General features: G+C 31.7%; 12 protein-coding genes and 1 pseudogene. 2 read left to right on the top strand and 11 right to left on the bottom strand.

Annotated elements, in window-relative coordinates:
- Positions 1 to 136 precede the first annotated feature (136 nt).
- Both ACP6PK_RS30390 and ACP6PK_RS30385 read right to left on the bottom strand, forming a co-directional pair.
- Entirely contained in the window at positions 137 to 352 is a 216-nt protein-coding gene (locus tag ACP6PK_RS30390; protein WP_426565338.1) for a hypothetical protein, read from the bottom strand.
- 331 nt (positions 353 to 683) lie between these two features.
- A complete protein-coding gene (locus ACP6PK_RS30385) occupies positions 684 to 929 on the bottom strand; it encodes an HNH endonuclease (RefSeq protein WP_426565336.1) in 246 nt (81 codons plus the stop codon).
- A 908-nt stretch (positions 930 to 1837) separates the two neighbouring features.
- Between ACP6PK_RS30385 and ACP6PK_RS30380 the strand changes: the two genes are divergently transcribed.
- Complete coding sequence (locus ACP6PK_RS30380) at positions 1838 to 2143, top strand: small RNA NsiR4-regulated ssr1528 family protein (RefSeq protein ID WP_426565334.1); 306 nt, start codon at positions 1838 to 1840, stop codon at positions 2141 to 2143.
- Between the two features lie 157 nt (positions 2144 to 2300).
- On the opposite strand, the gene ACP6PK_RS30375 is transcribed toward ACP6PK_RS30380, so the two are convergent.
- Positions 2301 to 2567 (bottom strand): KGK domain-containing protein, encoded by a 267-nt coding sequence (locus ACP6PK_RS30375; protein ID WP_426565332.1) that lies wholly within the window; start codon positions 2565 to 2567, stop codon positions 2301 to 2303.
- Positions 2568 to 2814: 247 nt separating this feature from the next.
- On the opposite strand from ACP6PK_RS30375, the gene ACP6PK_RS30370 reads away from it, so the two are divergent.
- Positions 2815 to 2949, top strand: coding sequence for a hypothetical protein (locus ACP6PK_RS30370; protein ID WP_256386461.1), 135 nt, complete (start codon positions 2815 to 2817; stop codon positions 2947 to 2949).
- 37 nt (positions 2950 to 2986) lie between these two features.
- Here the strand turns inward: ACP6PK_RS30370 and ACP6PK_RS30365 are convergent, their stop codons facing one another.
- The 8 genes and pseudogenes from ACP6PK_RS30365 to ACP6PK_RS30330 form a co-directional block, all read right to left on the bottom strand.
- Positions 2987 to 3280 carry a KGK domain-containing protein gene (locus ACP6PK_RS30365; RefSeq protein ID WP_426565361.1) on the bottom strand — a complete coding sequence of 98 codons (294 nt, stop codon included), beginning with the start codon at positions 3278 to 3280 and terminating at the stop codon, positions 2987 to 2989.
- 844 nt (positions 3281 to 4124) lie between these two features.
- Positions 4125 to 4475, bottom strand: coding sequence for a KGK domain-containing protein (locus ACP6PK_RS30360; RefSeq protein ID WP_426565330.1), 351 nt, complete (start codon positions 4473 to 4475; stop codon positions 4125 to 4127).
- Positions 4476 to 4929: 454 nt separating this feature from the next.
- A pseudogene (locus tag ACP6PK_RS30355) lies at positions 4930 to 4992 on the bottom strand (KGK domain-containing protein); the annotation flags it as partial.
- Between the two features lie 82 nt (positions 4993 to 5074).
- On the bottom strand, positions 5075 to 5482 hold the full coding sequence (locus ACP6PK_RS30350; protein ID WP_426565328.1) for a KGK domain-containing protein: 408 nt from the start codon (positions 5480 to 5482) through the stop codon (positions 5075 to 5077).
- Positions 5483 to 5650: 168 nt separating this feature from the next.
- Positions 5651 to 5833, bottom strand: coding sequence for a KGK domain-containing protein (locus tag ACP6PK_RS30345; protein WP_426565359.1), 183 nt, complete (start codon positions 5831 to 5833; stop codon positions 5651 to 5653).
- A gap of 12 nt (positions 5834 to 5845) precedes the next feature.
- Complete coding sequence (locus ACP6PK_RS30340; protein ID WP_426565326.1) at positions 5846 to 6037, bottom strand: hypothetical protein; 192 nt, start codon at positions 6035 to 6037, stop codon at positions 5846 to 5848.
- Positions 6038 to 6548: 511 nt separating this feature from the next.
- Positions 6549 to 6944: a KGK domain-containing protein gene (locus ACP6PK_RS30335; protein WP_426565357.1), complete on the bottom strand. Its 396-nt coding sequence runs from the start codon at positions 6942 to 6944 to the stop codon at positions 6549 to 6551.
- A gap of 315 nt (positions 6945 to 7259) precedes the next feature.
- Positions 7260 to 9752 carry a dynamin family protein gene (locus ACP6PK_RS30330; protein ID WP_426565324.1) on the bottom strand — a complete coding sequence of 831 codons (2493 nt, stop codon included), beginning with the start codon at positions 9750 to 9752 and terminating at the stop codon, positions 7260 to 7262.
- Positions 9753 to 10142 lie beyond the last annotated feature (390 nt).

Below are 10142 nucleotides of genomic sequence, written 5' to 3'. Positions count from 1 at the left end.
AAATACTGAAGTTTACTTTTTTCATTTCCAGGAAAATGGAGGTTTGAGACCCGATTTTTTGGTCAAAATAATCTGGTTTTTTTAGAGTTTTTCTCTTCTGGTTTAAATAAGAATGTTTGTTTGGATTTTAACTATTTTATTTGTCAAAGTATAATATTTGCAAGGTTTCTTCTTTAGTAAAGATATCTCCTGGTTTGTGACTTGTTTTCGATTTTTGAATAGCTGTCATAATCAAACTGTCATAATGAAGTGTTTGTAAATATTCCCAGGCTTTTTCTAATTCTACATCAGACATTTTTTCAATTAAAGAATACATCTTAATTTTGAGAAGACCTATAGTCTTTGATTTCACTTTATGTTTCTCCTCTATAGCAATCCTATTTCATTTGTAATATTTTGGTGGTAGTTAGGAGTCAGAAGTCAGGAGTCAGGAGTCAGGATTTTAACGGAAAACCTTTAAAATTAACTGTTATAAAAATTATTATAACCAATTTAGGATTGGTATATTTATTATGTTACAGCAGTTTCCTACTTGATAAAGTAGATATTAGGGAGTAGGGAAAATGGGGAGTAGGATATGGGATAAGCAAAAAAATATTTACCTCATAATTTGTACCACATTAATCACGGAATATGCTGTATGTGTTACTAACAAATTAATTTTTTCTGGATACTAATTTGCTTTAATTACTAAAGTTTCGTTTAAAGCGGGGATCGAAATGATGTTTCTTTTTTTGGTTGCATTTATGACAGAGGGTTTGTAGATTGCTAATATCATTACTACCGTTTCTAGCTAGGGGGATAATATGGTCTATATTAAGTTCTGTTTCTGTTGAATTTTTACCACAACTTTGACAGTGGTAGTTATCCCGCTCAAACACATATTTTTTAACTGCTAAAGGAATTTTTATTCGTCGTGTTTTGTTCATAATTAATCTCTAAAAAAATTACTGGAATTAAATAATGTGATTATAGCGTTTATCAGTAAGTGTGAGGTACACTTTTCTTTTTTCTTTCCTGTTCCCTGTTTAAAACCCAGAATTTTTTACCTCACCAAGATGAGAATTACTATATATATTGCTAATTAATCAATTATCACAATGATAAATTTCTTCAAAATCTCTAAGCATTCAGCCTTCAATAATTAATAATTAATAATTAATAATTAATAATTAATAATTACCTCTCCCTAAAAGGGAGAGGATTGGCGCTCAAGGAATTTTTTTCTGTTTTCTCCATGAATGGAGAGGCTTTATACCTTTATTTTTCGGTAAGCTATTTGCTGTCAGTCATTAAAAAATTATCTTTGAAGGAAGAAGCAGAGTTGAAAAATTGAGGAACAATTAAAAGTTACTATAAAAGCATTCTTTGTGAATCTTCCTTATTAATTACTTGGCGCTTTTTTACCCACCAAAAAACTGTTTGCGTAGCATTCCGCAGGAAAAGTTAACCCCTAATACCTGAATGGTTACCACAATATATTATATTTGTAAATAAGCAAGGCTTTTTTGTGTCAAAAAAAATCAGGAATTTCAATAGCAAGAATAGCTAATGAGTCGATCTGGTTAGGTGTTCCTAAGAGTGAAATTGTCTTAGCTTATCAGTCTTAAGATATGATAAAATCGACGAAAAAATAAGGTCTTTAGTCTCATCTTTTAAGGGAATGAAAAAAATAAATAAATTTCAGTATTTCAAGTCTCTGGTTTGAGCGGGAGTTACTGGTAACTGATAACTGAAATGACGGAGTTTGCTATTGCTTAAATTTAGATTGAATGGATTTAAAAAAATTACTCCTTGAGCAGATAAAATAATTATGTAAACTCAATAATTTATGGCTATGTCTTCGGAAATAAATTCTACACCCACACCAACTACTGGAGCAGATGCAGTTGATGAGGCGATCGCTAAAGGAATAGATTTAGATGGGTCTCCTATTCCATCAGCAAAACTTGACCTTTATCACCAGGTTATGGCGTTAGAAGGTGAACGACAAAGGAGCGGCGTTAGTAATACAATGAGGTCTCGTATTGTGCGTATTGGGGCGAAGCATATTTCTCAAGATGAGTTAAATAATATGTTGAAGAATGCAGATTTTGCTGAATTGAAGGAAAAGGAAATTGCTTTTTATTATGGTGGGAAATAGAAATAGTTTCTAGAAAGAATGTAGGGGTTTGGTCTCCAAACCCTTAAACTAAACAAACTCCTACAAAAAAAAGATTTAAAAAATTTTGATTTTTATGTACTTCAGCTATTAGGTAATGTTTTTAATTATTGGCGGGTTTGGTAGGTAATCTTTGTTTCTATTCTTGATTAATTTTCCTGATTAAATTTTTGCCGTAAGTCATCCAGTGGGGATTCTGATTTACTATTTTCAGAGAATTTTTTTTCAGAGGTTTGAGGGGTTGAGAAAATTCTTGTTTATCACGATAAAATTCTAAAGCAAGTTTAATTTTGCCTTTTACACAACCACTTGAACCTAATTTTAATACTTTACAATGAAAAGCATTAAAAATTAAATTTTCTTTTGAGGAGGAATGGATGAAAAGATTTGATGATGGGAAAAACAAGCATATATTTATGAGAAGCTCCCAAAGATGAAAATTTTTCTGGTATTGCTGCGAGAGGAAATTTCTTCATAGTTGAATAAAAAATCATGTGTATATACGAGCGACCCCAGCTAAGATTTAGCTTATCATAAAAATTCTGAGGATGCAACTGGAAATCCTTTGACGCGCGATTTTTTTCGGGAGCTTAATAAAATGAAAATGTTGGTGGTTTTCCATTGAGGAGGATTATAGATGGAAAGATTTAATTATGGAAAAAAACAGCATATATCTTTATTTATGGAAAGCTCTCAAAGATGAAAATTTTTCTGGTATTGCTGTATTGCCCCTGGAGAAAATTCCTGAATACTTAATTGCCTTTGAGCAAGGAAATATGGAGCTATAAAATACTCCATATAAACTTAGGTTTTCCTAGAAAATCTTTACTTATCCTCTGGTTTAATTTTCTGGCGTAAATCATCAAGTGGAGAAATTTCTTTGCCTTCTACAAATTGATTATTTAGCCCCCCTTCTTTTACATCAATATTTTCAGATTCAAACTCAAGAGTTATTCTTACTTTTCCTCTTTGCCAACTTTTTGCACCTGGTTTTAGTATTTTGCTATCTATTTCGTTAGTTAACCAATTTTCTCTTCCTTCTGCGAGTTGTGTTTGAAGAGCTTTTTTCATCTCTGTAAGAAATTCATTGAGAGTAAAAGTCTGATTTTTGACAAATATTTCGTTGCGATAAACAGATACAACATCTTCTTGAGATAAGAATATTTTTTGATTAATTTTTATGTGTCTTTTTTAGGTTTACAAGAAATTTCTTAGCTGGGTTAGTTGTTACAGTGACTGAGTTTTTGGCAGAATGTTAGAGGTTGTATTCGCTCTACTTTTTTCAGAATCATAAATCTATAGAGTGATATGGTTGATATTAATTTTTCATCTCAATTTATTACTCCTAATTTTCGACGACATAATAAATATGTAGAGAGAGAAAATTTCCTACATAAATCAATTTCTCTCAGAAAGTTTCTACTGATTTTCCTGATTAAACTTTTGTCGTAAGTCATCAAGTGGAGATGCTTGATTTTCCAGTTTTTCTAAATTATTATTGTCAGAATTTTCTGCTTGATTTTCTGATTGACTTAATTCATTTTATTCTATTTCTGCTTGAGGTTAATCAGGGCAAAATTGTACAATCACTTTTACCTGAATTTTCCTTGACTGCCATTCTTAAAAACCATATCTGAGAATTTGACAATCTACAGCTTTGTGATTCTAGACAAATCAATTTTCCCTCAGAAAGTTTCTACTAATTTTCCTGATTAAACTTTTGCCGTAAATCATCAAGTGGGGATAGTTCAGTTTCCAGATATTCTGAATTATTATTGTCAGAATTTTCTGCTTGATTTTCTGATTGACTTAATTCATTTTATTCTATTTCTGCTTGAGGTTCATCAGGGCAAATTTATACAGTAACTTTTAGCTAAATTTTCCCTGACTACCATATCTGAGAATTTGATAATCTACATCTTCCTGATTCTAGATAAATCAACTTTTCCCTAGAAAGTTTCTACTAATTTTCCTGATTAAATTTTTCTCGTAAATCATCTAGTGGGGATTCTGATTCACTATTTTCAGATAACTTTTTTTCAGATGTTTGAGAAACTTCTTGTTCATCAGGATAAAATTCTAAAGCAAGTTTTATTTTGCCTTTTACCCAACCACCTGAACCTAATCTTAATACTTTACAATCAAAACCATTAAAAATTAAATTTTCCTTGCTAGCTATCCTTTCACTCAATTTTTGCACTAACTCACTAACTTGGAAAGTTGTACTTTTGATTATGTGGGAGTGATTTTTATGAAGCTGTTCTTCTACTGAGATAACCTCATCATCTCTAAGATGTTCAAATTTGTTTCCCATGTAATTTTTACCTTTAACTCAATAATAGATATTATATCAGGCACAACTAATTTTTTAGTATAGGTTGACTTTTTTATCTCCTACTTAATTTTTCTGATTAATTTTTTGCCGTAAGTGATCAAGTAGGAAGACTTCATATTCCAGTTGTTATGAATTATTATCGCCAGAATTGTCTGCTTGATTTTATGACTGACTTGATTCTTTTTCTTCTATTTATTCTTGAGGTTTGTCAGAGCAAAATTCTATAGCAAATTTTCCCTGGATTTTCCCTGACTAGATTTTTGAGGAAATGGGAAAAAATCTCCTATACAAATCAATTTTCCTCAGAAATTTTCTACTGATTTTCCTGATGAAATTTTTGCCGTAAGTCATCAAGTAGGGATACTTAAGTTACCAGATATTCTGAATTATTATCGCCAGAATTTTCTGAGTTACTTGATTCTTTTTCTTCTATTTATTCTTTAGGTTTATCAGGGCAAAATTCTAGAGAAACTTTTACTTGAATTTTCCCTGACTGCTATTCTTGAAAACCAGATATGAGAATTTGATAATCTACAGCTTTGTGATTCTAGATAAATCAACTTTTCCCCAGAAAGTTTCTACTGATTTTCCTGATTAAACTTTTGCCGTAAGTCATCTAGAGAAGATTCAGAATTATTGTTGTTAGAAATTTCCTCTATTTCTTGTGACTCCACACATAATTCTATATCTAACTTAACTCGGAATTTTCCTTTTTTCCATTGCTGAGAACCCAAATTAAGAATTTCGCAATCGATACCATCTTTAAACCATCTTGCTAGAGGTTCATGTACATCTTTTGGATAGAATACATCATTAGGTATTCGTAAACCTTCCCTCTCAAATTTCTCCTTAATTTTTTCTCCCAACCAATGATCTAATGATTTTTTTAAAATTTTTTTGATGTAACCAACTTTAAAATTAGCTACTTCTGAAAAAGAGATAACATCATCATCATTACAATCTTTGGGATAAAATTTTTCTGCCATTTTAGTCTCCTATTTTTGAGTTTTTATCCTTGATTAAACCTATGAGACAAATCATCAAGTAAAATCTGAGTTTATAGTTTTGCTTTAGTAGTATAAATTTAGCAGTGCTAAAGTGCAATTATGAACTGGGGGAGTATCCTAAATAAATAAATTTTTCCCCAGAAATATCTACTGATGTTTCTGACTAAATTTTTGCCGTAAGTCATCAAGTGGAGATACTTCAGTTTCCAGATATTGTGAATTATTATTCCCAGAATTTTCTGCTTGATTTTCTGAGAGACTTGATTCATTTGTTTCTATTTCTTCTTCAGGTTCGTCAGGACAAAATTCTACAGTAACTTTTACCTTAATTTTCCCTGAATGTCATTCTTTAGAACCATACTTGAGAACTTTACAATCTACACCTTCCTCAAATATTTGTTCTTTTATTTCATCAGAAACTATTAAATTGTATTGGATTATAGCTGTAAGTTGGTTAGCATCAAGAAATAAAATTTCAAAATTAGAGCTTAAACCTAATTCTTCTGATATAGGACTAAAGTCAATTTGTATCACTTCATTAGTTTATAATGGCTTATATTGATTTTCTATGTTAAATTGTCCCTTCTTATTCTTGGCTGAATAAAAAATATGTATGGGGAGAAAATATCCTACATAAATTAATGCTCCGCCAGAAATTTTCTACTAATTTTCCTGATGAAATTTTTGCCGTAAGTCATCCAGTCGGGATACGTCAGTTTCCAGATATTCTGAATTATTACTGCCAGAATTTTCTGCTTCATGTTCTGAGAGACTTGATTCTTTTTCTTCTCTTTCTTCTTCAGGTTCATCAGAGCAAAATTCTATAGCACATTTTACCTGTATTTTTCCTAACTATACTATATTTTTGAGTAAATATACAATATTTAGGGGTAGTAAATTTCCTGGAGAAATCATTTTTTCTCAGAAATTTTTTTAAGTATTAGTTAGTAGTAGTGCTTTAGCAACACAAATCTAGTAGCACTAAAGTACAACTAGAAACTGAGAAAAAATCTCCTACAAAAATAAATTTTCACCCAGAAAGTTTCTACTGATTTTCTTGATTAAATTTTTCCCGTAAGTCATCAAGTGGGGATACTTCAGTTTCGATATATTCTGAATTATTCTCGCCAGAATTTTCTGCTTCATTATCTGACTGACTTGATTCTTTTTCTTCTATTTCTTCTAATGGTTCATCAGGGTAAAATTTGACATTAAGTTCGACCTTAATTTTTCCTTTTTGCCAACTTTGAGCGCCTGGTTTTATAACTTCACACTCTAAACCATCATAATCATCATAAAACAGTTTATTTTTTATTTCACGGTTCCGAATATCTACTCTTCTTAGAATTACAGGTATTAATTGATAATTTGTCAGATATAAATATTTAAAGTTGTTTGCGCCTAAACTTAAATATTCATATGTCTGTTCATCTAGTTCAATAACTTCTTCTCCCTCTAGAACAACAAATTTTTGATTCTCTGAATTTTATGCCATTTTTAATTCCTTTGTTTCCAATAAATTATCCCAATTACCATATAGTAACGGTATGCTTAGGTGAAACTTAAATTATTTATGTTTTTACTTCTCCTCTGCTCCCCCACTCCCTTACTCCCCTACTCAAAATGTAGGATGTCTCAAAAAAATATCCTACACTTTTCTGAGATAAAAAAATCACCGAAAATTTAAGGTATAAAGCCGCTAGGTTTTAACCACAGGTAATTATCAATTATCCATTATCAATTATCAATTAATAAACTAACTATTCAAATTCATCTCCCGACGTAAATCATCAAGAGGCGACACTTCATCACTCTCCAATAATTTCTCATCCTCACTACTTACTACTTCCAAATTTTCCCCACTTTTGCCAAAATCAAACTCAGAAATAATTGGCAACTGTCGCTCATTCAACAACATTGTCTGGAGACAACTATTAATAGAATAAACTACACGATTATAATCCTTAATCTTCTCCTCAACCTCAGCTTGAAAACGTAAATTCCTTTGAATTTTTTCTCCAGCTTCCGTCTCTAAACTTTGCTCTAAATATTCCCGCGCTTGATTATATTGCTGCATAATATCTTCGGCTTGTTTTTCAGCCATAGGTAATAAATTAGTCTTCAAAGTTTGATTCACCGTTTGTCGAAAAGTTTGCCGAATAGTCTTAGAAACTTTTGGCTCAAAATCTAACTTCAACAATTGTCTAATTGCAGGTTCCGCCTCCACCATACTGCTACAGTCAAAACTTTGAGAAGTCTGTAATAAAGTCTGCCGAAACTGATAGATAGAAAAAGTTCCTTCATCATAAAAACGCGGACTTTCTCGCACAAATCTGTCACATTCTATTCGCGCTGCACTTATTAATGCCGTACTAACTGCTTTTTCTACTTCTTTTAAATGCTTTTCAATTCCTCCATCATTGCCTAACAAACGATAGAGTTGTCGATAATATTCTGACTTGCGAACTCGATCAATTAAATGTTGAAAAAATCCAGTTACTACTGACTGAGTAGAGTCAACTAAAATATCCTCTAATTGATTTGCTAAATAGTAAAGTGCCTCGACTAAAACTGCTAATAAAGGTGCCGTTGCGTTCCGTGGATGATTAATAGTTGCTCGACTATAAGCAGCTTCTACAGAAAAAGTATCTAACAGTTCATCTAAACGACGAATCATTCGAGATTGGAGTTGATTAAAATCTGCTTCAAAACCATCACATTTATTTGTGACTAGCAAATTTACTTCCTCAGAAATATGTTGATTAAATCCTTCGCCGACTTCTTGGAGTTGAGAATTTAATAATGATAATTCCTGAGCTTTCATTGCCTCTATTTCTTGGGGTTGACTTGCCAAGTCTCGTTGAGTTGCTAAATAATTTTTCTGGAGTTGTATACAGATATTTTGTAAGTCATCTGCTAAATTTGCAAATAATTGTGGGCGTTTTTCCTCTTTCAGATAACGAGTAATTCCATTCCGAAATTCCTCTATCCCACTATCAATTATTAATTGTTCGATTAATGGTTTACCCCACTCCTCTAAAATCCTGACATAATTTTCATTAGGTGACTCAAAACCATTAATACTTACCCGAAAATTACTAGGAAGTTTGCGAGAAGTGCCACAATAATTATTAAAAGCATAGACAAATTGTGGCGTTTCCTCCTCTCCATCTAAACCTTTAACACTATTAGCAAATAGAGTATTTAAACCAAAACGCTCCCCCTGACTTGTCTCTTTAATTAAACTGCCATAAAAACCTAACAACCCACTGGTTTTATAAATCCTTTCTGTATCTCGAAAATCAGAAATAATCAAACTTTCTAATCTTTGTCGAAGTTGAGCATTGTACCAAGTTTCATCTATACGGTTAAAAACATAAAAAACCCTGTCTCTAATGCCAGGGTTTTCTCGCATTTTTTCCAATAATTCTGTTTCTTCTGTTGTCATATCTCCCGCAGCAGCAGCTTTTAAAACACAAACAACTGCTGAAGTTTCTGGGTTTTCTATTTTGTCATAAGTAACTTGAGCATCTTTCTCTACAGGAGCATCAATTCCTGGAGTATCAATAATGATATTTCCATCCTCTAATAAAGGATGATGACAATAATATTCGACGCGCTTCAACACAGCACTATTCATTCCTCTTCGCGCATAACTTGCTGCTTCTTTCAGGTTAGAAAAGTTAAACTGTTCCATTGAATAAATAGCATTTTGAGTCAGATGAATAAATTCTTGATTTGCCTCAAAACCATCCACCAATAATTTTAAAGCTTTTGCTTGTTTAGCACGTTCGGATTTATTTTCCCCTCCTTCATTTTTAATAATTGCATTGCATTGTTCTCTGATAATTCCAATTACCTCTGATTGTTCAATATCGGCATTAGAGTCTAAAGCTAATTGCTGTCGTAAAATTGATACTTGTTCTTGAATTTCAGCAATACTTAAAAATGTCAAAACTACTCTTTCTTTTTCAGGTTCGGCATATTCGATATAACATTCCGTTCCTGTGGCGTGACCTTCAGCACTGTAGAGTAATTCTCTGCCTAATAAAGCATTAATTAACATCGACTTTCCTGCACTAAAAGCTCCGGCAAATACTATTTCAAATTTTGGGGAAATTACTTTATTTAAAGAATACCGAACTGCCGTTGTATCTTGTTGTCTAAGAGTAGGTTCTTGATGTAATAGTTGCAGTAGATTTTCTACCTGATTTTGTAAATCTTGACATTGATTAGGAATTAAGTTCATTTTTTCCCGATGGTATTAGTAATTCTCTACTATTTTACTAGATAAGTAGTCAACTATAATCTAAGTATTTAGGTATCGGCTTTTAACGGAATCAAACAACGACTAAGGTTAGTTGATAACCAATTTAATTCTTATGTCACTTATTGAAGACTAATTATTTCTGTCAATATAATCAGTCAATAATTTCTAGCTGATTACTTATTTATTAGGGGTGACTACTAGATGCTGAGAATTATTTATAACTTTTAATTCTCCTGGCAGACTAATTTTTTCTGCCTAGATAATCAGTCAATAATTTCTAGCTAATTACTGATTACTAACCGCTAGATGCTGAGAATTATTTATAACTTTTAATTCTCCTGGTATACGAATTTTTTCTGCCTAGATAAT

Source organism: Dapis hubbardiae BLCC-M172, from assembly GCF_050016015.1.
In the GTDB taxonomy this organism is placed as follows: Bacteria; Cyanobacteriota; Cyanobacteriia; order Cyanobacteriales; family Microcoleaceae; genus Trichodesmium.
This window is presented reverse-complemented; position numbering and strand designations above follow the sequence as displayed.

What these genes read in the sequence shown, in the direction of transcription:
- ACP6PK_RS30370 (WP_256386461.1), top strand. Translation starts at nt 2,815, where the DNA reads ATGGAAAAAAACAGCATATATCTTTATTTATGGAAAGCTCTCAAAGAT.
- ACP6PK_RS30385 (WP_426565336.1), bottom strand. Translation starts at nt 929, where the DNA reads ATGAACAAAACACGACGAATAAAAATTCCTTTAGCAGTTAAAAAATAT.
- ACP6PK_RS30350 (WP_426565328.1), bottom strand. Translation starts at nt 5,482, where the DNA reads ATGGCAGAAAAATTTTATCCCAAAGATTGTAATGATGATGATGTTATC.
- ACP6PK_RS30330 (WP_426565324.1), bottom strand. Translation starts at nt 9,752, where the DNA reads ATGAACTTAATTCCTAATCAATGTCAAGATTTACAAAATCAGGTAGAA.
- ACP6PK_RS30380 (WP_426565334.1), top strand. Translation starts at nt 1,838, where the DNA reads ATGTCTTCGGAAATAAATTCTACACCCACACCAACTACTGGAGCAGAT.
- ACP6PK_RS30360 (WP_426565330.1), bottom strand. Translation starts at nt 4,475, where the DNA reads ATGGGAAACAAATTTGAACATCTTAGAGATGATGAGGTTATCTCAGTA.